The sequence below is a fragment of the Afipia sp. GW823-FHT06G09 genome (genome assembly GCF_058794875.1).
This window is the reverse complement of the sequence record NZ_JBXAHF010000001.1, coordinates 1-20,036: the sequence shown is the minus strand read 5'-3', so window position 1 is coordinate 20,036 and position 20,036 is coordinate 1. Positions and strand designations below refer to the sequence as shown.

Here is a 20,036-nt window from a genome sequence, read left to right as displayed (position 1 = left end):
AATTCCTTTCAACCCGGCGCAGGCGTCGCGGCACGGGCTGACGGATATGGGCGCTATCATTTCATGATGGAAATGAATTGATTTTATTGCTTTCAGTGTTTTCTGTCATATATTGGATTCATGGACTTTGAACCCACATTGCTCCGCGCCTTCGTTGCCGTCTGCGAGACCGGCGGCTTTACCCGCGCGGCTGAGCGGCTTCATCTGACCCAGTCCGCGGTCAGTCATCAGATCCGGCGTCTGGAAGAGCAGGTTGGCAGGCCGCTTCTATACCGGACTACACGGAAGCTGACCCTCACCGAAGATGGTGAGGATTTCCTGCGCCACGCGGAGCAGATTTTGCAAAGCCAGGAAGCGCTGACACGCCGCTTTCAGTCTTCTACGGCTTCAGGCTCCATCCGTCTGGGTGTTCCGGAAAATTTCATCGGTGATCGGCTCCCGCAACTGCTTGGCCGGTTCGCCCGCCAGTATCCTGCGGTCCGGCTCGAGGTTTCGGTCAGTGTCTGTCTCGACCTGAGGGCCAAAGTCGATGCCGGCGATCTTGACCTTGCAGTGGCGATTACGGGATCGGGCGACGTGGATGGAATAGTTCTCCGTCAGACGCAATTCGTCTGGGCGGTCGCGGACACGTTCAAACGGCCGCAGAATTCATCGTTGCCATTCGCGTTCTCGCCGCCGCCATGCGCCTTGCGTGCGATAGCTGTGGACGCTTTGGCGGCCTCTGGCATTGACTGGCACGTCGGATTCACGTCGGCGAACCAGCATGGTTTGAAGGCGGCCGTGAAGGCGGGACTGGCGGTGTCGATCTTTGCGAAGGAAGAAATCGAGCCGTGGATGGTCGTTCTCGATGAAAGCGACGGCCTGCCGCCCTTGCCGGAGGCAAAGTATGTCCTGATCGGCAAACAGGGCGAGCAGATGCCATGTACTGCCGAGCTTGGCCGGTTGATTGTGGACGAGGCGAGCTTGTGGCCGAGCGCATCGGGAGGTTCGGAGCGGGCCCGCTTGAGGTCGGCGTAGTCGCCGCACCCAACCGGGTCGCTGCACAGTTTTAGAAGACGGAGTTGCCTTCTAGGCCGTCGCGAGTTTCACGCCCATCCGTCCCGCGATTTCCTGCGTGAACTGCCACGCCACGCGGCCCGAGCGCGATCCGCGTGTGGTGGACCATTCCAGCGCCTCGCGCTCAAGCTGATCATCGGGCATCTTGACGCCGAAGTGCTTGCAGTAGCCGCGCACCATATCGAGATATTCGTCCTGGCTGCACTTGTGGAAGCCGAGCCACAGGCCGAAACGGTCCGACAGCGAAACCTTTTCCTCGACCGCTTCGCCGGGATTGATCGCCGTTGAGCGCTCGTTCTCGATCATGTCGCGCGCCAGCAGATGGCGGCGGTTCGAAGTCGCATAGAGGATGACGTTCTCGGGCCGGCCCTCGATGCCGCCCTCTAACACCGCCTTGAGCGACTTGTAGGACGCGTCGTTGCCGTCGAACGACAGGTCGTCGCAGAACACGATGAAATGGAAATCCGACTCGCGCAGCAGCGACATCAGCAGCGGCAGGCTCTCGATGTCCTCGCGGTGAATTTCAATCAGCTTCAGCCGGCCATGCACCATGGCGTTCACGCTGGCGTGTGCCGCCTTGACCAGCGACGACTTGCCCATGCCGCGCGCGCCCCAGAGCAGGGCGTTGTTGGCGGGAAGACCCTTGGCGAAGCGCTCGGTGTTCTCGATCAGGATGTCGCGCATGCGGTCGATGCCCCGGAGCAGGCCAAGGTCCACGCGGTTCACCTTCGGAACCGGCACCAGACGGCCATTGGGCTGCCAGACGAACGCATCGGCGCTTTTGAGAGAATCAGCGCTGGACGGTTTGGCCGCGGATGCATTCAGGCTCGCCGCAATGCTCTCCAGAGCCCGTGCGATGCGCCCGGTCTCGGTATCCGCCGCTGTGGCAGGGCGTTTTGTCGCGGATTTGATCGCCTTGGCAGGACGTGCCTTCGCGGTGGCCCTGGAGGCCTTTTTATTGGGTTTTTTGGACATGAATTCAGCCCCCTTGCGAGGCACCCATAGCGAGGCCCGTGAATGCCCGCAAGCGCCACAAATGCATGGCAAAATCGGGATGGCCGGTCCCGTTGCAATTGGGACGCTGGCCGTTATAGTCCGCGCAAATTCGGCCAAAACGGCCACAACGCTATGCGTTTCGCCCGGTGGCGGGCGCCTTCCCGAGGACTTTTCGTATGTTCATTACTCCTGCCTTCGCTCAGGCCGCCGGCGCTGCCGACACCAACAGCATGCTGATGTCGCTGCTGCCGTTCGCGCTGATCTTCGTCATCATGTACTTCCTGATCCTCAAACCGCAGCAGAAGAAGCTGAAGGACCATCAGGAGCTGGTGAAGAACATCCGCCGCGGCGACACCGTCGTCACCAATGGCGGCCTCGTGGGCAAGGTCACCAAAGTGGTCGATGACGACCAGATCGAAGTCGAAATCGCCGACGGCGTGCGCATTCGTCAGATGCGCCAGATGATTTCCGGCGTTCGCACCAAGGGTGAGCCTGCCAAGGATACCAAGGAAGAAACAGCCGCGAGCTGACGCGCTGATCGCCGCGGTTTCATCAATCTGACGGACTTACATCGATGTTGTATTTCACGCGGTGGAAGGCGCTGGCGGTCATCATGACCGCCTTGATCGTTTGCCTTTGCGCGGTTCCGAACTTCTTCCCGGATCACGTGGTCAAGACCTGGCCGAAGTGGGCCCAGCGTCATGTCGTGCTCGGCCTCGACTTGCAGGGCGGCTCGCACATCCTGCTCGAGGTCGATTCAAACTCGGTCAAGAAGGACAAGCTCGATCAGGTTCGCGATGACGTTCGCCGCACGCTGCGTGAAGCCAAGATCGGCTACACCGGGTTGGCGGTTCGCGGCGAGAGCGTCGAAGTCCGCGTCAAGGACACCGACCTGACGGCCGCGCTCGCCAAGCTGCGCGAACTCTCGCAGCCGCTCGGCGGATTGCTCGGTTCGAGCGGCCAGCGCAGTGTCGAGGTCAGCGACGCCGGCGGCGGGTTGATCCGCCTGACCGTACCTCCGGCCGCGATCACGGAGCGCGTTCGCCAGTCGGTCGAACAGTCGATCCAGATCGTCGAACGCCGCATCAACGAACTCGGCACCGTCGAACCGCTGATCCAGCGTCAGGGCATCGACCGCATTCTGGTGCAGGTGCCGGGTCTGCAGGATCCGACCCGCCTCAAGGAACTGCTCGGCAAGACCGCGAAGCTCGATTTCCGCATGGTGGATACCACCGTCCCCGCCGATCAGGCGCAGCAGGGGCGGGTGCCGCCGGACTCCGAAGTCCTCATGAGCGCGTCCTCGCCGAAGGTGCCTTACGTCATCAAGAAGCAGGTGCTGGTCTCGGGCGGCGACCTGACCGATGCGCAGCCGGGCTTCGACCAGCGTTCTGGCGAGCCGATCGTCAGCTTCCGTTTCAATACGTCGGGCGCGCGCAAGTTCGCGACGGCAACACTTGAGAACGTCGGCCAGCCGTTCGCCATCGTGCTCGACAACGAAGTGATTTCCGCTCCCGTGATCCGCGAACCGATCACCGGCGGCTCGGGCCAGATTTCCGGCAGCTTCACCGTGCAGGGCGCCAACGATCTGGCGATCCTGCTGCGCGCGGGCGCATTGCCTGCGCCGCTGACCATCATCGAAGAACGCACGGTCGGACCCGGCCTCGGTCAGGACTCCATCGCCGCCGGCGAACTGGCGTCCTATGTCGGCTCGGTGCTGGTCATCGTGTTCATGCTGCTGACCTACCGGCTGTTCGGCTTCTTCGCCAACGTCGCGGTCGCGATCAACGTTGCCATGATCTTCGGCATCCTCTCGCTGCTCAATGCGACGCTGACGCTGCCCGGCATCGCCGGCATCGTGCTGACGGTCGGCATCGCGGTGGACTCGAACGTGCTAATCTATGAGCGTATCCGCGAGGAATTGCGCGCCGGGCGCACCGCGATTTCGGCGATCGACGCAGGATTCACCCGCGCACTCGCGACCATTCTGGACTCCAACATCACCACCTTCATCGCGGCGGCAGTGCTGTTCTACATCGGCACCGGACCGGTGCGCGGCTTCGCCGTGACCCTCGGCATCGGCATTCTGACCACCGTCTTCACGGCTTTCACCGTGACGCGGCTGATTGTTGCGATGTGGGTGGCGTGGAAGCGGCCCAAGACCGTGCCGATTTGAGGATTGTATAAGCCGTGACTCATACCATCATCGTCGCACTCGCCATCTTCATCGTCGTTCTGACAGGCCTCAGTATCTATGGCGTGATCCCCGCGCTTCGCATCGTCCCGGACGATACGAAGTTCGACTTCATGCGCTTCCGCCGCATCAGCTTTCCGATCTCGGCGCTGCTGTCGCTGCTCGCCATCGGTCTCTATTTCGTTCACGGACTGAATTTCGGCATCGACTTCAAGGGCGGCACGCTGCTGGAAATCCAGACCAAGTCGGGTCCAGCCGACATCGCAAAATTGCGCGCGCAGCTTACGACGCTGAATTTCGGCGACGTCCAGCTCCAGCAGTTCGGTGGTCCCTCCGACGTTCTGATCCGCATCGCAGAACAACCCGGCGGCGATCAGGCACAGCAGGCTGCGGTGCAGAAGGTTCGGCAGCTGTTCGGCGACAGCGTTGAATACCGCCGCGTCGAAGTGGTGGGACCTCGCGTGTCGAGCGAACTGCTCGCCTATGGCACGGTCGGATTGATGCTCGCGATCGTGGGCATCTTCATCTATCTCTGGTTCCGGTTCGAATGGCAGTTCTCGCTCGGCGCGATGATCGCCAACGTCCACGATATCGTGCTGACGCTGGGATTCATGTCGATCACCCAGATCGAATTCGACCTGACCAGCATCGCCGCGCTGCTCACCATTCTCGGCTATTCGCTGAACGACACGGTCGTCATCTATGACCGCATTCGTGAAATGCTGCGGCGGTACAAGAAAATGCCGATGCCGGAACTGCTCAACACGTCGATCAACTCGACGCTGTCGCGCTCGATCATCACCCACGTCACGGTGACGCTGGCACTGCTCGCCCTCCTGCTGTTCGGCGGCAAGGCGATCCATTCCTTCGCGGCGACGATGACCTTCGGCGTGGTGCTGGTCGGCACCTACACGTCGATCTTTATCGCGGCGCCGATCCTGATCTATCTCGGCGTGGGCGAAAACCGGGGCGGCGAGGACAAGCCGTCGAAGCCGTAATCGTCATTGCGAGGAGCCCTTGCGACGAAGCAATCCACTCTTGTTACGGTCAAGATGGATTGCTTCGCTTCGCTCGCAATGACGAGGGTAGGGCCACCTTATTGCAGGCGGTGGTGAGATGGATCACGAACTTCGGAAATCGGGTACCAATCACGCGCCGGATGCGCTGCACCTTCCACGGTCCGCGCCGATCGATGCCTACGGCAACGGCGGCTTCCGGTTCGCAGATATGTCGCATCGCGGCTCGCTGCTCTGCCTGCCGGATGCGATCTGGGCGTGGCCGGTCAACGACCCCAAGGACATCGACCGGTATTCGCTGGAACGCGTGTTCGAGCACGCCAATGAGATCGATACGCTGCTGATCGGCACGGGGAGTGGTGTCTGGATCGCACCTGCGCCGCTGCGCAATGCTCTCCGCCAGGTCCATGTGGTGCTTGACACCATGCAGACGGGACCGGCGATCCGGACCTACAACGTCATGATGGGCGAGCGGCGGCGCGTTGCGGCAGCGCTGATCGCTGTTCCATGAGCGGCGCAGCCAGCAATGACGCCGCGGCGTTCTGCTCCGATCTGGCGCGCGCACGGGATTTCAGAACCTATGCCGCGAGCCTGTTCATATCGCCCGCGGCAAGGCGCGCATGGATTGCGTTGGCTGCATTCAATGCCGAGGTTGCTCATGTCCGCGATCATGTCAGCCAGCCGCTGCCGGGTGAAATCCGGCTGCAATGGTGGCGGGATGTTCTGACCGGCGAGGGGCAGGGCTCTCGCGGCGAAGCCGAGGCCAATCCGGTCGCGGCGGAATTGCTGCGTGCGATCGCCTTGCACGATCTTCCCATTGAGGCGCTTGTCCGCCTGATCGATGCGCATGTGTTCGATGTCTATGACGACCCCATGCCGGACATGGCAGCGCTGGAAGCCCATTGCCGGGATACGGCCGCAGCGCTCTATACCTTGCGTGCAAAGGTGCTCGGGGTGACTTCACCCGATGTCGCGCGCATCGCAGAGCATGCCGGCATCGCGGAGGGACTGACAGACGTTATGTTGGCGTTGCCGCGTCATGCTGCGCGGCGGCAGCTTTACCTGCCGGGCGACCTCATGAATCTTCATGGTGTGATTGCCGAAGAGTTTTTTCTGCGGCAGGCGGGCCCGCCGCTTAAGGACGCGCTGGCGCATCTGCGCCGCGAGGCTGATAAGCAGATGAAGCAGGCGCTGCTAATGCTTGAGAGTGCCCCATCCGCCGCGCGCCCGTCGTTTCTGCCGCTCGCGGTGATCGGAAAGATACTGTCTCGGCTGGAGACGTCCGATCCGTTCGCGCCGCCGTTGCCGTCGCGGCTTGGCATTCTCTGGACGACGTGGCACGCGAGCGGTGCGGAGCCGTTCAGGGGATAAGCACAAGGCCGGCATAGTTGCGGCGCCTCACGCGGGCGGCGGATTCTCCGCGGTCAGCCTTCGGCTTTACCGAAGGCTGCCAACGTAACTTCCACATGGTGAGCGGCGGCGGCGTCTGTCACGATTCTTCGCAAATTCGAGACACCGAATTTCGAGGTGATGACATGGCGGAATTGAACAAGGACGAGCAGGTCGAGCCGGTTGGTAAGCTTCATTGGACGGCGATAGCGCTGATCATATTCATGACTCTCGGAATGCTTGCGCTGGCTGTTCGCGTTGAAAATGCCGCACCATCCAAACCTGATAGAAACCGCATATTCGAGAATTTGAAGTCGATTGACTAAGCGGCTACGGAGATGTGCAACGCTTACATGGCCGCGCGCGGTAAGCGCGAGGTCATTCAAGGCGTGAAGCTGCGTTCAGGTGGGGGCAGTCAAGTTAATTCCGCTCCTTTGCGTGCACTGAATCCCGATCCGTCTGAGCGACATCATTCAGTCACCACTTCGCCTTTTGCGGAGAAGTTTGCCGCTGTTTTGCCGTTACGCTGCGTGAGCCACATGCAGCGTATCTGCGATCCAGCGATCAAGATCCGACAGCGCGCGCGCGCTGATCGCCTGCTTCTTCGCGATCGTCTTTTCATTGCCGCGCAGCCGCGTGCCGTCCGGCTTCCTGGTCGGCGGCGAAGCCAGCGGCGGAAACAGTCCGAAGTTGATGTTCATCGGCTGGAACGAGCGGGGCCCGGCATCGATGGTTTCGATGTGCCCGCCGGTGATGTGGCCGAGCAGTGCGCCGAGCGCGGTTGTTGGCGGGGGCGGCATGATCGCGTGGCGGCGCGCATCGGCCGCAGCGAACAGGCCGGCGAGCAAACCGACGCCGGCGGATTCGACGTAACCCTCGCACCCGGTCATCTGTCCGGCAAATCGCAGGCGCGGCTGCGCGTGCAGGCGCAACTGCGGATCGAGCAGCTTTGGCGAGTTGAGAAACGTATTGCGATGCAGACCGCCGAGGCGCGCGAACTCTGCGTTCTCAAGGCCCGGAATGGCGCGAAGCACATGCGTCTGCGCGCCGTGCTTGAGTTTGGTCTGGAAGCCGACGATGTTGTAGAGCGTGCCGAGTTTGTTGTCCTGGCGAAGTTGCACGATCGCATAGGGCTTCACGGTCGGATCGCGTGGATTGGTCAGTCCAACCGGCTTCATCGGCCCGTGGCGCAGCGTTTCGCGGCCGCGCGCAGCCATGACCTCGATCGGCAGGCAGCCGTCGAAGTAAGGCGTGTTGGTTTCCCACTCCTTGAAATCGGTTTTTTCCCCCGCGATAAGCGCATCGACAAAGGCGTCGTACTGCTCACGGGTCATCGGACAGTTGAGATAGTCGGCGCCATTGCCGCCGGGGCCCACCTTGTCGTAGCGGGACTGAAACCACGCGACGTCCATGTTGATGCTGTCGCGATGAACGATGGGCGCGATGGCATCGAAGAAGGCGAGGGCATCTTCGCCGGATAGCCCCCGGATTGCATCGGCAAGCGCCGGTGACGTCAGCGGTCCGGTCGCGACGATCACGTTCTGCCATTCGGCAGGCGGCAATCCGGCGATTTCCTCGCGGCGAATTTCGATTTTCGGATGAGCGGTGAGCGCTGCGCTGACGGCTGCCGAAAAGCCGTCGCGATCCACCGCAAGCGCGCCGCCGGCCGGCACCTGATTGGCGTCGGCGCTGCGCATGATGAGGGAGTTGAGCTTGCGCAGTTCCGCGTGCAGCAGACCGACGGCGTTATTGGCCGCGTCATCGGAGCGGAACGAATTGGAGCAGACGAGTTCGGCGAGGCTGTCGGTGCGGTGGGCATCCGTCGTTCTGACCGGACGCATCTCGTGCAGCACGACGTTGACGCCGGCATTGGCGATCTGCCACGCGGCTTCCGAGCCGGCCAGTCCGCCGCCGATCACATGGACGGCGTCTGCTTCATGATTGGTGTGAGCTGTCATGGCTCACAACTAAAGCTCACAAGGCCCCGACGCAACGCTTGATGCAGGGTGCGAATGCCTGTGTCGTGCGCCAGATACGACAACGCCCGCACAGGGCGGGCGCAATCGTTCGTCAGTCAGCTATCGCAACGGTTAGCCGTTGTAAGCACCGGCTGCGACCCGCTGGATGTCGGACCGATCAAGTCCAATATCGGCCAGTTCCCGATCGCTCAACTGGGACAGCTCAGCGACATTGCGCTGATAGTCACGGAACGCCTGGATAGCGCGGATAAATGAGAGCAGCATAGTTAATCTCCTTCGTAATCGCGATTCAGCTCTTGGAGTAGCGTCATCGTTGGAACTGAATATAGGGGACGATTCTGCGCTGCAACACCGCAAATGTTGCGATGCAGCTAACCGCTTAGTGCATATCTAGAGTAAGGAGTGATTAATCTTTCAGCTAAGATTGCTCAGACTTGATCGGCCTGTTTTCGTACAAAAGCCAATTTTAGTCCTGTATTTCATCGAGTTGACGCAAAGGAGACATAGATTCCACGCCGCCCGGCACGACGGTATTGGAATAAGTGGCTACGCTAAGCCATGTGCTGGATAAATGGCACCGAAAGCTTCCTACGGCTACTCACGTATAGTTCCGAGTATCTACTAATAGCGAATAATAATTCATTTTATCATGCCGATCCCGGCCGATGTATCCCGGACCCAAGGCGCGCGACGCCGAATTGTGGACGTCCAACCAACGGCGTGGCATAGCCGCTGGATGCGAGATCGCTATTCAGTTCGCCGGTTGCTCCTGACCCTTGCGCTGTCGCAGGCGATGGTGATTCAGGCCCTTCTGGTGGTCTGGAGCGGCGCCCAGGCCGCGGCCGGGGTAGCGGACGGCGTCAGCGCCATTTGCTCTGGCAAGATAACTCCGGGCGGAACTGAGCCAGGCCAGCCGAGCGCGCCTCACGATTGCTTTAGCGCCTGCCTGGCGGGTCAGATCGCTGCACCACCCGATCGCATGGTGCTCCGGACGCACGCCACAGCCTATGTGCGAATGTCAGCTTCCCGGCAGTTGGCGCTGCCGGAAATTGAACGGCAACTGGCTTTTTTGGCAAGGGCTCCGCCGAAGCTGACTTGAGACCTTCGTTCAGAACTCTCTTTCAGCATCATCGAGGACAACATGATTATCAACCTCCGCGGCCTTCAGCGGCTGCTGACCGGCGCTGGCCTGACGGCAGCGGCCGTCATCGCTTCGCAACCATCTGCATCCGCCCATGTGACGCTCGCGACCGGAGAGGCGCGCGCCAATACCTATTACAAGGCCGTGTTCCAAGTGCCCCACGGCTGCGATGGCGCGGCGACCCAAGCCGTCCGCATCCAGATTCCGGAAGGTGTCATCGGCGTAAAGCCGATGCCTAAGGCGGGATGGACCCTTAGCATCACGCGTGGCGCTTACGCCAAGTCGTACCAGAGCCACGGCAAGACCGTGACCGAGGGACCCAAGGAAATCGTGTGGTCGGGCGGATCGTTGGCCGATGACAACTATGATGAATTCGTCTTCTCCAGCTTCGTCACTGATTTTCCTTCGGGGCAGGCGATTTCCTTTCCGACAGTTCAGCAGTGCGCCAAGGGCGAGGTTCGCTGGGATCAAATCGCATCGGAGGGGCAGAATCCGCACAGCCTGAAGTCGCCGGCTCCGGTGCTGCGGATCGTTGCCGACACCACCACGGTTGCGCAGGCGCAAATGGATCACAGCCAGATGGACCACGGGAAGATGGCAGCGCCCAAGTCAGGCAGTGACACCTTGAAGGCCGGTGATTTGATCGTCGCCGCGCCGTGGACTCGCGCAACGCCGGGCGGCGCCAAGATTGCCGGCGGCTATCTCAAGATCACCAACAACGGCAAGTCTGCCGACCGTCTTCTCAGCGCGATCTCGGCTGGTGCCGACCGCGTGGAAATTCACGAGATGTCGATGACCGACGGGGTGATGAAGATGCGGCCGCTGACTGACGGCTTGACCATCAAGCCCGGCGAGACCGTCGAACTGAAGCCCGGCGGCTTCCACATAATGTTCATGGACATCAAGCAGCCGCTGAAGCAGGGCGACAAGCTGAAGGCCACGCTGACGTTCGAAAAGGCGGGCAAGCTCGATGTCACTTTCGACGTCAATGCGATGGGAGCAACCAGCGAGCCTGCGCATAAGCACTAAAATCGATTGATGTGATGATGCGGCCGAGCGCGGCCGCATCATCGCTCAAGGCGCGCGATCGAGCTGGCTGGCAAAATAGGCAATCGTCTTCGAATAGACTTCGCTTTTGTTCCATTGCTGGATCACCGCAAAGTTCTCGCTGCCGGGGTCCCATGGTTGTCCACGCTTCCAGCCATGACTGGCGAGGAAGTTCGCGGTCGAGGCCAGCACGTCGGGTGCGCTTCGCAAAAGGTCACGCCGGCCGTTGCCGTCGAAGTCGACGGCGAATTTGATATACGACGACGGCATGAACTGCGTTTGCCCAATTTCACCGGCCCAGGCGCCGCGCATGTCTGCGGGCGACAGATCGCCCTGATCCACAATGCGCAGGGCATCTTTCAACTCCGCGCGAAACATTTCGGAGCGCCGGCAGTCGTAAGCCAGCGTTGCGACCGAGCGGATGGTCGGGAATTTTCCGATATTGACGCCGTAGTCTGTTTCAAGCCCCCAGATCGCGACAAGAACAGAGCCGGGGACGCCGTAACGCTGCTCGATGCGGGACAAGACCGACCCGAACTGTTTCATCTTGTTGGCACCCGCTGCCAACCGCGGCGGCACCATCCGGCCGGAAAACTCCTCGAAACTCTGACGGAAGACATGCTGCGACCGGTCGCGTGAAAGGACAGAGCTGTCGAGTGTGATGCCGTTCAGCCCCTGCGAGATCGCCTGTTGGGAGATACCCTCCGCCGCAGCTTCCTTCCTGAAATTGTCTAGCCAACTCTCGAAGCTGCCGGTGCCGCACGTCGCAGCGGATGCCTGCGAAGCAGCCACAAGGAAAATAAAGGCGGCGGAAGTTGCGCGTGAGAGCAAAGCAACGGTCATCTGAATGCCTGCTGCGAACATGAGCCCATCGAGAATCTTGCGTGGAACCGCGGCTAAAACGTGTCGCTCTTGACGGTCAGAGTGCTCATCGATTGAGCGAAGCAGCAAATGCGTCGCCGTCCTCGAGGCCGAGTTCGTAAGCGTCCCGGATGCCATCCGGGTTTCGGATATCGAATTGCCCGACGCCGATCTTTCGGGAGGGCTGTACGTAGGTGCGCCCCTTCACCTGCGGGATTGTTTTGTAGAGGCGGGTCAGCAGCACAAGCGAACGGCCGCCGGCAGCTTCAATCGGTACCAGCGGCTCAACCGGAACGTTGTCAACGAGCCCGCCATCGAAGGCTGGCCGTCCCGCGATTTCGGTGACCGGCATGAATGGCGGAACACCGCTGCTGGCCATCAATGCCTCGCGAAATTGCTGCGGATCGTTCAGGGAGCCGACTGCGACGAATTCGGACCGGAAACCCAGCGCGCGCCCGAAACGCGGATGCACCGGATGAAAGAGTTTCTTCTCCAGTTGATATGCGCCGATGCCGATCGCTGCGCCAATCGGCGGGGACAGTCCGCGCGGCAATCGCGAGACGGCGATCTGAAAATCGGTCATGTCTTGCAGCCGCCTGAAGGCGTCCGCGTCGATGGTCTGGTCAAGGAGTTCGCAGAACATAGGGCCGACGGGGCAGAGCGGTTTACCCGCACGCCAAGCGGCGAAATCAAAATTCCTCAATTTGGGATCGCAGGCGCCGATCACGCGAGCCCGGGTCGTTGGCCCGGCCTTGAGCAGCGAATACGCTGCCGCAAACGCGCCCGCGCTGGCGCCGACCACCAGTTTGGGCGACAGACCAAGACGCGTTGCGGCGGCTTCATAGAAACCGCCCTGCCAGTAACAGCGGTTGCCACCGCCTGCGAAAACCACTGCGTCGAACATGAACTATCTTCGGATGCACACCATCAGATGTGCATCCATGCCAAACCGCAGTGCGTCAGGCAACGGTACAGTGCTGAAGTCCGGCTAACGTTCCTTGCGCCCCCATGAAAACAGACTGGCGGGGAAATCCGCCGCGTAGCGCCGCGCCTTCTGTTGTCGCGGCGGTTCATATGATGTTGCAGCGGGTTTGATCACCTTTCGATAGAGGTGCCAGGTCGCATGACCAAGCACAGGGATCACGACGGTGAGTCCGAGGAAGAACGGGATGATTCCGGCCACCAGCAGAACCGCAACAATCAGACCCCACGCAGCCATCGGAACAGGATTTTGTACGACCGCACGTACCGACGTCAGCATCGCATCCATGGCGCCCGCATGACGGTCGAGCATTAACGGGAAGGAGACAACGCTGACGCAGAGCGCAACGAGTGCAAACAGAAACCCGATGCCGCAGCCCAGCACGATCAGCCTGTGCCCTTCCGAGGTTGTCAGCACCCGCTGGAAGAAGTCCGGAAAGCTTGAAGCCGCCGCATAGCCGAATGTCGCCGTGTAGATGGACTGCGCGGCTGCGAGCCACACCAGGAACAGCACAAGGAGGGCGACACCGAAAAACAGCATGGCTCCGATGGACGGCGAGCGCAGCACCCCCAAGGCATGAGAGGCTGTTGGCGTTTCGCCCTGTTCACGCCGGCGGCTGAGATCGTAAAATCCGAGCGCTGCGAACGGTCCGAGCAACGCGAAGCCGGCAGCCAGTGGAAACAGCAGCGGCAGGATTGAATAGCCAAGGACAGTGCGTGCGAGCATCAGTCCGAGCACGGGATAGATCAACGCCAGGAGTATCGCATGAGTAGGAACGGCCTTGAAGTCCTCCCATCCCAAGCGAAGCGCGTCCTTGAGATCAGCCATCGTGATTGTCTGGATCGCGTATTTCGCCGGCTCTGCCGCAGCCGGAAATGCTTTCATGTTGGTGGAAACGCTCATGGTGGCTGTCTCCTTGTCACACAGCGCTGAACGCTGTGATTACGCTAGGGGCACCGTGCGAACCTCAAGCCTATCATGATCGCTTCAAAGGGCATCCGCGAAAGCATCACGATTGCTTGCAATGTGTAAACGCGCGGATGCAGCAAGGTTCTGCAAATGAACGAGATGGATTTTGCCTCCAAACGATTGGTGTCGTCACACCACAGTCATTGTGGCGTCTTTTTGACGTTTTTGACTCAATTCGCCGCAACGCAATGTTGAGGTGCTGCATTGGCAAGCCGTAACCGGGCGTCTACACTCTTGCGTGATACCGGTGCGGTGCTGCCGGAGAGGGGAAGCGCCAATCAGATCCACCAGTCAATCGACGGGCTATCGGGAGTTTACAGATGAGCATTTTTGGAAAGATCATGGGCGCTATTTTCGGCACCAAGGCCGAAGCGGCGGAGCCTGCCGGCGGTGCGGGATCGGCTGCGGGCGGCGGTGCCAGCGTGCCGATGGTCGATGTCGCGCCGATTCTCGACAAAGCCGTTGCTGCCAAGGGCGAAAAGCTCGAGTGGCGCACGTCGATCGTCGACCTGATGAAGGCTCTCGATATCGATTCAAGCCTGACCGCCCGCAAGGAACTCGCCAAGGAATTGAAGTACGACGGCGACACCAGCGACTCGGCCAAGATGAACATCTGGCTGCACAAGCAGGTCATGACCAAGCTTGCTGCGAACGGCGGCAAGCTGCCGGACGATCTGAAGCACTAATTCGGCCTTGAGCCGGATATGAAAGGCCCGCCTTTGGCGGGCCTTTTTCGTTGCGACGCACACGGACGTCAGATGCGTGGGCTCTGTTCAAACACATGTCGTCGGCATACAAAATACCAGCGCTCAAGTCGTTGTCCGCAAGCCTCAACGAACGGATGGCGGCTGCGCCAATGCCAACAACGAAAAGCAGGAAACGACCATGACAGAATTCAACCGCAGAAACATCTTGGCTGGCGGAGCTGCCGCCATTGCCGGGACGGCAGCACTTGGTGAGACCGCAAATGCCGAGATTGGCCTGAAAGCAGTGTTCCCTGTCGCACAGGCGACAATCCCTATTGTCGGTCTGAAAGAGGTTTTCCCCGTTCGCCGCATCTATTGCATCGGCCGCAATTACGCGGCGCATGCGCGCGAGATGGGATCAGATCCGACGCGGGAGCCGCCGTTCTTTTTCCAGAAGCCTACAGACGCGATCCAGAACGTTGCGATCGGAGCGGTTGGAGACCATCCGTATCCGCCGCTGACCAAGAACTATCACTATGAAGTCGAACTGGTGGCTGCATTGAAGTCGGGCGGGTCCAACATCTCGCCGGAGAAGGCGCTCGACTGCGTTTACGGTTATGCCCTGGGCCTCGACATGACGCGCCGCGATCTGCAGCGCGCGATGGGTGACCAGAAAAAACCGTGGGAGATCGGCAAGAGCTTCGATAATTCCGCCGTGCTTGGGCCGATCCATCCGGTGACCAAGACCGGTCATTTCACCAAGGGCGCGATCTCGCTCGCGGTAAACGGAACGGTGAAGCAAAGCTCCGATCTCAGCAACATGATCTGGAGCGTCGCGGAGCAGATATCGAAGCTGTCGGAAGCCTGCGAGCTGAAAGCAGGAGACATCGTCTATTCCGGCACGCCGGAGAATGTCGGACCGGTGGTGAAGGGCGACGTCATCCTCTGCAAGCTGGAGGGCTTGCCGGATATGTCGATCAAGATTGTCTGACGTTCGCCTGACTGGCGCGGTTGTCCGTTGAGCGCAGCAAAAGCCCGCCGGCTGGCGGGCTTTTGCTGGGAGCGTAGGAGTGGGTTAAGCCACAACGTCCGCGAATTCTGGATGCTTCTCCAGATAATCCACTACGAAACTGCAGCCTGCGACGGCCTTTAAGCCATCGGCGCGAATCTGTTCCAGCGCGCCCTGCACGAGCTTCGACGCAATGCCCCGACCGCGCAAAGTCCGAGGCGTTTCGGTGTGGGTGATGATCACTTTCCCCGGTGCAAGCCGGTAGTCGGCAAATGCTGTGGCGCCATCTGCGTCGAGTTCGTAGCGGCTGAGGGCAGTGTTGTTGCGGACGATGCCTTGGTCCATGGAGCCTGCGTTCTGTTGTTGAGTGTGTCGCGGGAATTTACTTCAGGAGGTCGGCATATTCCTGATGCTTGCCGATGTAGGCCTTCACGAAGGGACATTGGGCGACGACTTTCAGCCCGTCGGCGCGTACCTGATCGAGCGCACCTTTGATGAGCTGCGATCCGATGCCTCGGCCGCCAAGCGCTTCCGGTACTTCGGTATGGACGAAGGTGATTACGCCATTGGACAGTTCGTAGTAGGTCGCCGCGATATGTCCTTCGACATCGAGTTCATAGCGCTTTTTGGCGGGGTTATTCCGCACGGCATCGGTCATCTGTCTGTTTCCGTTTCGGGTATCAGCGTCGGAGAGTCTATCAACATTTCATATGCTAAGGCGAGCCGTCCGCCGCATCGCACCGTCGTCACCAGCGGGTAACAAAATCCGTCGCCAGGACCTTGCAAGGACCGGCGGGTTTCATACGTTTAGAATTGGACATACTCCGATGCGGCCGAATGGTCGTCTTCGAGTCGGAATGTGACGACGCCAGGCCGCCGACGTATGCCTCTTTTAATGGAGGTCTTACATGTCTGGCTTTCGGTTTTTCGACACTCATCGCAAATGGGAAGATTGGTTCGGCATGCTGTTGGGCCTGCTGATCGTGCTGTCGCCCTGGCTCACGGGACAGGCAAACTACGGGTTTGGTTCGCTGTCGGAGCCCGGATTCGCAATCCTGTGCACGGTGCTGGCCGGCGTTCTCGTGTTTGGCCTGGCCCAGATGGAGTACATCGCGCTCCAGCGCTGGGAGGAAGCGGGTGAGATGGTGCTCGGTCTCTGGCTGATCGCGGCACCGTATCTGCTCGGCTATTCGAGCGACGGCGTACTCAGGTTCTGGCACACCGGTATTGGCGCCGTTGTGTTCCTGCTGGCGGCTCTGAAGCTCTGGCAGGATTGGGATCTGACGGACCAGGAACTCGCCAGGCACGGGCAATGATGCTGCCTGACGCGTTCGCGTCAGGATGATGTGGCCCATTCGCTGACTGAACGGCGCGCGGAGTGATCCGTGCGCCGCTTACTCCGCCGCCTCACCGGTATCGTGAATCTTTCCGGCGCGGCCCTTTTTTAGAACCGGCGCGAGGAATTTTCCGGTGTAACTGCGCGGCGCTTTGACGATGTCCTCCGGCGGTCCCCAAGCGACGATCTCTCCGCCGCCGTCACCACCCTCCGGGCCAAGATCGATCACCCAGTCGGCGGTCTTGATGACCTCGAGATTGTGCTCGATGACGACAACCGTGTTACCCTGCGCCACCAGTTCGTGAAGCACTTCCAGAAGCTTTGCGACGTCATGGAAATGCAGTCCGGTCGTCGGCTCGTCGAGGATATAGAGCGTCCGCCCGGTCGCGCGCTTGCTGAGCTCCTTGGCGAGTTTGACGCGTTGCGCCTCGCCGCCTGAAAGCGTGGTCGCTTGCTGGCCGACATGGATGTAATCCAGACCGACGCGATGCAGGGTTTTGAACGTTTCGCGCACCCGCGGTACCGCCTTGAAGAACTCGGCGGCTTCTTCCACCGTCATATCCAGCACGTCGGCGATCGACTTGCCCTTGAACAGGACTTCAAGGGTTTCGCGGTTGTAGCGTTTGCCCTTGCAGGTATCGCAAGTGACGTAGACATCCGGCAGGAAGTGCATCTCGATCTTGATGACGCCGTCGCCCTGACAGGCCTCGCAACGGCCGCCTTTCACGTTGAATGAGAAGCGACCCGGCTCGTAGCCGCGTGCCTTTGATTCCGGCAATCCGGCGAACCATTCGCGGATCGGCGTGAAGGCCCCGGTGTAGGTCGCCGGATTTGAACGCGGCGTCCGCCCGATCGGTGACTGGTCGATATCGATGATCTTGTCGATATGTTCGAGACCTTCGATGCGGTCATGCGGAGCAGGACCTTCCGAGGCATTGTTGAGCTTGCGGGCGATGGACTTGTAAAGTGTGTCGATCAGCAGAGTGGATTTGCCGCCGCCCGAGACACCTGTGACGCAGGTGAACAGCCCGAGCGGAATTTCTGCCGACACGTTCTTCAGATTGTTGCCGCGTGCGTTAATGACCTTGATGGTCCGGCGGTGATTGGGCGGCCGGCGCTCGGGTATCGGCACGTACATCTCACCGGTGAGATACTTTCCGGTCATCGATTTCGGATTGCTCTTCACCTGCTGCGGCGTGCCCTGGGCGACGATGTTGCCGCCATGCATGCCGGCGCCGGGGCCGACGTCCACCACATAGTCCGCGGTTTCGATGGCATCCTCATCGTGCTCAACGACAATGACCGTGTTGCCGAGATCGCGCAGCCGCCGCAACGTGTCGAGCAAGCGCGCGTTATCGCGCTGGTGCAGTCCGATCGATGGTTCGTCTAGCACGTAGAGCACGCCGGTCAGACCGGAGCCGATCTGCGAGGCGAGTCGGATACGCTGGCTTTCGCCGCCGGACAGGGTGCCGGACGAACGCGACAGTGTGAGGTAGTTCAGACCGACGTCCAGCAGGAACGACAGTCGCTCGCGTATTTCCTTGAGCACGCGCGTCGCGATCTCGTTCTGCTGCTTGTTCAACTGCTTGGGAACGTTCTCGAACCATTCCCCGGCGCGGAGAACCGAAAGCTCTGCCACTTCGCCAATGTGCTTGCCGCCGATCTTGACGCAAAGCGCTTCCGGCTTCAGCCGATGACCGTGACAAGCCTCGCAGGGAACGTCGCTGAAGTATTTGCCGAGTTCCTCGCGCGCCCACTCGCTTTCGGTTTCGCGGAAGCGGCGCTCGATATTGGTGACCACGCCCTCGAACGGCTTCTTGGTGTCGTAGGACCGAACGCCATCTTCATACGAGAACTTGATCTCGTCATCGCCGGAGCCGAACAGAATTGCGTCTTTCGTCTTCTTCGGCAGGTCTTTCCACTTGGTGTCGAGTGTGAACTTGTAGAACTTGCCCAGGGCTTGCAGTGTCTGGACATAATAAGGTGACGAGGACTTCGCCCATGGTGCGATCGCACCCTTGCGCAGCGTCAGTTCCTTGTCCGGGATCACCAGTTCGGCGTCGATATGCTGTTCGACACCAAGGCCACCACATTTCGGGCAGGCGCCGTAAGGATTGTTGAATGAGAACAGCCGAGGCTCGATTTCAGGGATCGTGAATCCGGAGACGGGGCAGGCGAACTTCTCCGAGAACAGGATCCGCTCCGGCCCGCTCTTGTCGTGAATCTTTGCGGTCTTCTTTTCCGCCTTCTCTTCGGACGCTGGCTCGCCTGCAGGCGCATCGGCGAACTCGACGACGGCAAGGCCTTCGGCGAGTTTCAGCGCGGTCTCGAACGATTCGGCGAGCCGCTGTGCCATGTCGGGCCGCACGACAATGCGGTCGACCACAACGTCGATGTCGTGGGGAAACTTCTTGTCGAGCGTCGGCACGTCCGCCAACTCATAAAACTTGCCGTCGACCTTGATCCGCTGAAATCCCTTCTTGAGGTATTCGGCAAATTCCTTCCGGTACTCGCCTTTGCGGCCCTGGACGACCGGCGCCAGCAGGTAGAGCCGGGTGCCTTCGGGTAACGCGAGTACGCGATCCACCATCTGCGACACGGTCTGGCTTTCGATCGGAAGTCCCGTCGCCGGCGAATAAGGAACGCCGACACGCGCCCACAGCAGGCGCATGTAGTCGTAGATCTCCGTAACCGTACCCACGGTCGATCGCGGATTCTTGGAGGTGGTTTTCTGTTCAATTGAAATGGCTGGCGACAGACCGTCGATCTGATCGACGTCCGGCTTCTGCATCATTTCCAGAAACTGGCGGGCATAGGCCGACAGCGATTCGACATAGCGGCGCTGACCTTCGGCATAGATGGTGTCGAAGGCGAGGGACGATTTCCCGGACCCTGACAGGCCGGTGAAGACGACCAGCTTGTCGCGCGGAATCGCGAGGTCAATGTTCTTGAGATTGTGCTCGCGTGCGCCGCGAATCGTGATGGCCCGCGAGTTCGATCCGGTCGATTTGCGGTTTGCCTTGATGACTTCATCCATAGGGGGAATTCCGGTGCGCGTGGTGCGCAGCTAGAGCGCTGTCTCCGGAAAACGCGATGACCGTTCGCCGGTTTCTCATTCTCGATTAGATTCCTGCCCGCAGAACATAGTGAGAACGCGGCTGGATTTCCAGCCCTGTTCGCGATCCATCAACTGTTTGATGTCTGCTTGGGACTTCAGAGATATGGGGCGTGATTGGCAAACAAAAAGGCCGGCTCAAGAGCCGGCCTTTCCGTATTCCCGAGAGACTCAGGTGAAGCGAAGCTTAGTACTTCGCGACGACCGGGCCACCCCAGTTGAAGTGGTAGTTGACGCCAACCTTCACAGTGTGGAGGTCGTCC

21 protein-coding genes and 1 pseudogene are annotated in these 20,036 nt (G+C 60.4%); 11 read left to right on the top strand and 11 right to left on the bottom strand.

Annotated elements, in window-relative coordinates; all coding sequences use genetic code 11:
• Positions 1 to 120: 120 nt before the first annotated feature.
• Entirely contained in the window at positions 121 to 1,017 is an 897-nt protein-coding gene (locus AC1Q67_RS00110; protein WP_024575388.1) for a LysR family transcriptional regulator, read from the top strand.
• 51 nt (positions 1,018 to 1,068) lie between these two features.
• On the opposite strand, the gene AC1Q67_RS00105 is transcribed toward AC1Q67_RS00110, so the two are convergent.
• Positions 1,069 to 2,031 carry an ATP-binding protein gene (locus AC1Q67_RS00105; protein WP_492235646.1) on the bottom strand — a complete coding sequence of 321 codons (963 nt, stop codon included), beginning with the start codon at positions 2,029 to 2,031 and terminating at the stop codon, positions 1,069 to 1,071.
• 197 nt (positions 2,032 to 2,228) lie between these two features.
• Here AC1Q67_RS00105 and yajC point away from each other — a divergent pair, with 197 nt between their 5' ends.
• From yajC to AC1Q67_RS00080, 5 genes are all read left to right on the top strand, one after another.
• Positions 2,229 to 2,582, top strand: coding sequence for a preprotein translocase subunit YajC (yajC, locus tag AC1Q67_RS00100; RefSeq protein WP_024575390.1), 354 nt, complete (start codon positions 2,229 to 2,231; stop codon positions 2,580 to 2,582).
• 44 nt (positions 2,583 to 2,626) lie between these two features.
• Positions 2,627 to 4,225 carry a protein translocase subunit SecD gene (gene secD / locus AC1Q67_RS00095; RefSeq protein WP_492235647.1) on the top strand — a complete coding sequence of 533 codons (1,599 nt, stop codon included), beginning with the start codon at positions 2,627 to 2,629 and terminating at the stop codon, positions 4,223 to 4,225.
• Between the two features lie 14 nt (positions 4,226 to 4,239).
• On the top strand, positions 4,240 to 5,241 hold the full coding sequence (secF, locus tag AC1Q67_RS00090) for a protein translocase subunit SecF (RefSeq protein ID WP_492235648.1): 1,002 nt from the start codon (positions 4,240 to 4,242) through the stop codon (positions 5,239 to 5,241).
• A 118-nt stretch (positions 5,242 to 5,359) separates the two neighbouring features.
• Positions 5,360 to 5,770, top strand: coding sequence for an Mth938-like domain-containing protein (locus AC1Q67_RS00085; RefSeq protein WP_492235649.1), 411 nt, complete (start codon positions 5,360 to 5,362; stop codon positions 5,768 to 5,770).
• Positions 5,767 to 6,630 (top strand): phytoene/squalene synthase family protein, encoded by an 864-nt coding sequence (locus AC1Q67_RS00080; RefSeq protein ID WP_492235650.1) that lies wholly within the window; start codon positions 5,767 to 5,769, stop codon positions 6,628 to 6,630. Before AC1Q67_RS00085 ends, AC1Q67_RS00080 begins: the two co-directional genes overlap by 4 nt.
• Positions 6,631 to 6,683: 53 nt before the next feature.
• Here AC1Q67_RS00080 and AC1Q67_RS00075 read toward each other — a convergent pair whose 3' ends face one another.
• From AC1Q67_RS00075 to AC1Q67_RS00065, 3 genes are all read right to left on the bottom strand, one after another.
• Positions 6,684 to 7,034, bottom strand: coding sequence for a hypothetical protein (locus AC1Q67_RS00075; RefSeq protein ID WP_492235651.1), 351 nt, complete (start codon positions 7,032 to 7,034; stop codon positions 6,684 to 6,686).
• Positions 7,035 to 7,169: 135 nt separating this feature from the next.
• On the bottom strand, positions 7,170 to 8,606 hold the full coding sequence (trmFO, locus tag AC1Q67_RS00070; protein WP_492235652.1) for a methylenetetrahydrofolate--tRNA-(uracil(54)-C(5))-methyltransferase (FADH(2)-oxidizing) TrmFO: 1,437 nt from the start codon (positions 8,604 to 8,606) through the stop codon (positions 7,170 to 7,172).
• 132 nt (positions 8,607 to 8,738) lie between these two features.
• Complete coding sequence (locus AC1Q67_RS00065; RefSeq protein ID WP_002711692.1) at positions 8,739 to 8,891, bottom strand: DUF1127 domain-containing protein; 153 nt, start codon at positions 8,889 to 8,891, stop codon at positions 8,739 to 8,741.
• A 472-nt stretch (positions 8,892 to 9,363) separates the two neighbouring features.
• Here AC1Q67_RS00065 and AC1Q67_RS00060 point away from each other — a divergent pair, with 472 nt between their 5' ends.
• A complete protein-coding gene (locus AC1Q67_RS00060) occupies positions 9,364 to 9,726 on the top strand; it encodes a hypothetical protein (RefSeq protein ID WP_492235653.1) in 363 nt (120 codons plus the stop codon).
• 42 nt (positions 9,727 to 9,768) lie between these two features.
• Complete coding sequence (locus AC1Q67_RS00055) at positions 9,769 to 10,797, top strand: DUF1775 domain-containing protein (RefSeq protein ID WP_492235654.1); 1,029 nt, start codon at positions 9,769 to 9,771, stop codon at positions 10,795 to 10,797.
• A gap of 45 nt (positions 10,798 to 10,842) precedes the next feature.
• Here the strand turns inward: AC1Q67_RS00055 and AC1Q67_RS00050 are convergent, their stop codons facing one another.
• The 3 genes from AC1Q67_RS00050 to AC1Q67_RS00040 form a co-directional block, all read right to left on the bottom strand.
• Positions 10,843 to 11,658 (bottom strand): lytic murein transglycosylase, encoded by an 816-nt coding sequence (locus AC1Q67_RS00050; protein ID WP_492235655.1) that lies wholly within the window; start codon positions 11,656 to 11,658, stop codon positions 10,843 to 10,845.
• Positions 11,659 to 11,743: 85 nt separating this feature from the next.
• Positions 11,744 to 12,580 carry a patatin-like phospholipase family protein gene (locus tag AC1Q67_RS00045; protein ID WP_492235656.1) on the bottom strand — a complete coding sequence of 279 codons (837 nt, stop codon included), beginning with the start codon at positions 12,578 to 12,580 and terminating at the stop codon, positions 11,744 to 11,746.
• A gap of 84 nt (positions 12,581 to 12,664) precedes the next feature.
• Positions 12,665 to 13,561, bottom strand: a complete 897-nt coding sequence (locus AC1Q67_RS00040; RefSeq protein WP_492235657.1) for a DUF2189 domain-containing protein — start codon at positions 13,559 to 13,561, stop codon at positions 12,665 to 12,667.
• A gap of 386 nt (positions 13,562 to 13,947) precedes the next feature.
• Here AC1Q67_RS00040 and AC1Q67_RS00035 point away from each other — a divergent pair, with 386 nt between their 5' ends.
• Positions 13,948 to 14,313 carry a DUF3597 domain-containing protein gene (locus AC1Q67_RS00035; RefSeq protein WP_024577659.1) on the top strand — a complete coding sequence of 122 codons (366 nt, stop codon included), beginning with the start codon at positions 13,948 to 13,950 and terminating at the stop codon, positions 14,311 to 14,313.
• Between the two features lie 199 nt (positions 14,314 to 14,512).
• Positions 14,513 to 15,304 (top strand): fumarylacetoacetate hydrolase family protein, encoded by a 792-nt coding sequence (locus AC1Q67_RS00030; RefSeq protein ID WP_024577658.1) that lies wholly within the window; start codon positions 14,513 to 14,515, stop codon positions 15,302 to 15,304.
• Positions 15,305 to 15,388: 84 nt separating this feature from the next.
• Here the strand turns inward: AC1Q67_RS00030 and AC1Q67_RS00025 are convergent, their stop codons facing one another.
• Both AC1Q67_RS00025 and AC1Q67_RS00020 read right to left on the bottom strand, forming a co-directional pair.
• The gene (locus AC1Q67_RS00025) at positions 15,389 to 15,667 is read right to left on the bottom strand and encodes a GNAT family N-acetyltransferase (protein ID WP_029659791.1); all 279 of its coding nucleotides are present in this window, start codon (positions 15,665 to 15,667) and stop codon (positions 15,389 to 15,391) included.
• Positions 15,668 to 15,704: 37 nt separating this feature from the next.
• A complete protein-coding gene (locus AC1Q67_RS00020; protein ID WP_024577656.1) occupies positions 15,705 to 15,980 on the bottom strand; it encodes a GNAT family N-acetyltransferase in 276 nt (91 codons plus the stop codon).
• 250 nt (positions 15,981 to 16,230) lie between these two features.
• On the opposite strand from AC1Q67_RS00020, the gene AC1Q67_RS00015 reads away from it, so the two are divergent.
• Positions 16,231 to 16,638: an SPW repeat protein gene (locus tag AC1Q67_RS00015; protein WP_492235658.1), complete on the top strand. Its 408-nt coding sequence runs from the start codon at positions 16,231 to 16,233 to the stop codon at positions 16,636 to 16,638.
• 78 nt (positions 16,639 to 16,716) lie between these two features.
• Here the strand turns inward: AC1Q67_RS00015 and uvrA are convergent, their stop codons facing one another.
• A complete protein-coding gene (uvrA, locus tag AC1Q67_RS00010; RefSeq protein ID WP_492235659.1) occupies positions 16,717 to 19,695 on the bottom strand; it encodes an excinuclease ABC subunit UvrA in 2,979 nt (992 codons plus the stop codon).
• Positions 19,696 to 19,960: 265 nt separating this feature from the next.
• Positions 19,961 to 20,036: pseudogene (locus tag AC1Q67_RS00005) on the bottom strand (outer membrane protein); the annotation flags it as partial.

Coding starts and splice junctions, on each gene's coding strand:
- AC1Q67_RS00020 (WP_024577656.1), bottom strand. CDS start 15,980: ATGACCGATGCCGTGCGGAATAACCCCGCCAAAAAGCGCTATGAACTC.
- AC1Q67_RS00040 (WP_492235657.1), bottom strand. CDS start 13,561: ATGAGCGTTTCCACCAACATGAAAGCATTTCCGGCTGCGGCAGAGCCG.
- AC1Q67_RS00055 (WP_492235654.1), top strand. CDS start 9,769: ATGATTATCAACCTCCGCGGCCTTCAGCGGCTGCTGACCGGCGCTGGC.
- secD (WP_492235647.1), top strand. CDS start 2,627: ATGTTGTATTTCACGCGGTGGAAGGCGCTGGCGGTCATCATGACCGCC.
- AC1Q67_RS00015 (WP_492235658.1), top strand. CDS start 16,231: ATGTCTGGCTTTCGGTTTTTCGACACTCATCGCAAATGGGAAGATTGG.
- AC1Q67_RS00050 (WP_492235655.1), bottom strand. CDS start 11,658: ATGACCGTTGCTTTGCTCTCACGCGCAACTTCCGCCGCCTTTATTTTC.
- AC1Q67_RS00060 (WP_492235653.1), top strand. CDS start 9,364: ATGCGAGATCGCTATTCAGTTCGCCGGTTGCTCCTGACCCTTGCGCTG.
- AC1Q67_RS00080 (WP_492235650.1), top strand. CDS start 5,767: ATGAGCGGCGCAGCCAGCAATGACGCCGCGGCGTTCTGCTCCGATCTG.
- yajC (WP_024575390.1), top strand. CDS start 2,229: ATGTTCATTACTCCTGCCTTCGCTCAGGCCGCCGGCGCTGCCGACACC.
- trmFO (WP_492235652.1), bottom strand. CDS start 8,606: ATGACAGCTCACACCAATCATGAAGCAGACGCCGTCCATGTGATCGGC.
- AC1Q67_RS00105 (WP_492235646.1), bottom strand. CDS start 2,031: ATGTCCAAAAAACCCAATAAAAAGGCCTCCAGGGCCACCGCGAAGGCA.
- uvrA (WP_492235659.1), bottom strand. CDS start 19,695: ATGGATGAAGTCATCAAGGCAAACCGCAAATCGACCGGATCGAACTCG.
- AC1Q67_RS00045 (WP_492235656.1), bottom strand. CDS start 12,580: ATGTTCGACGCAGTGGTTTTCGCAGGCGGTGGCAACCGCTGTTACTGG.
- AC1Q67_RS00085 (WP_492235649.1), top strand. CDS start 5,360: ATGGATCACGAACTTCGGAAATCGGGTACCAATCACGCGCCGGATGCG.
- AC1Q67_RS00035 (WP_024577659.1), top strand. CDS start 13,948: ATGAGCATTTTTGGAAAGATCATGGGCGCTATTTTCGGCACCAAGGCC.
- AC1Q67_RS00030 (WP_024577658.1), top strand. CDS start 14,513: ATGACAGAATTCAACCGCAGAAACATCTTGGCTGGCGGAGCTGCCGCC.
- AC1Q67_RS00065 (WP_002711692.1), bottom strand. CDS start 8,891: ATGCTGCTCTCATTTATCCGCGCTATCCAGGCGTTCCGTGACTATCAG.
- AC1Q67_RS00110 (WP_024575388.1), top strand. CDS start 121: ATGGACTTTGAACCCACATTGCTCCGCGCCTTCGTTGCCGTCTGCGAG.
- AC1Q67_RS00025 (WP_029659791.1), bottom strand. CDS start 15,667: ATGGACCAAGGCATCGTCCGCAACAACACTGCCCTCAGCCGCTACGAA.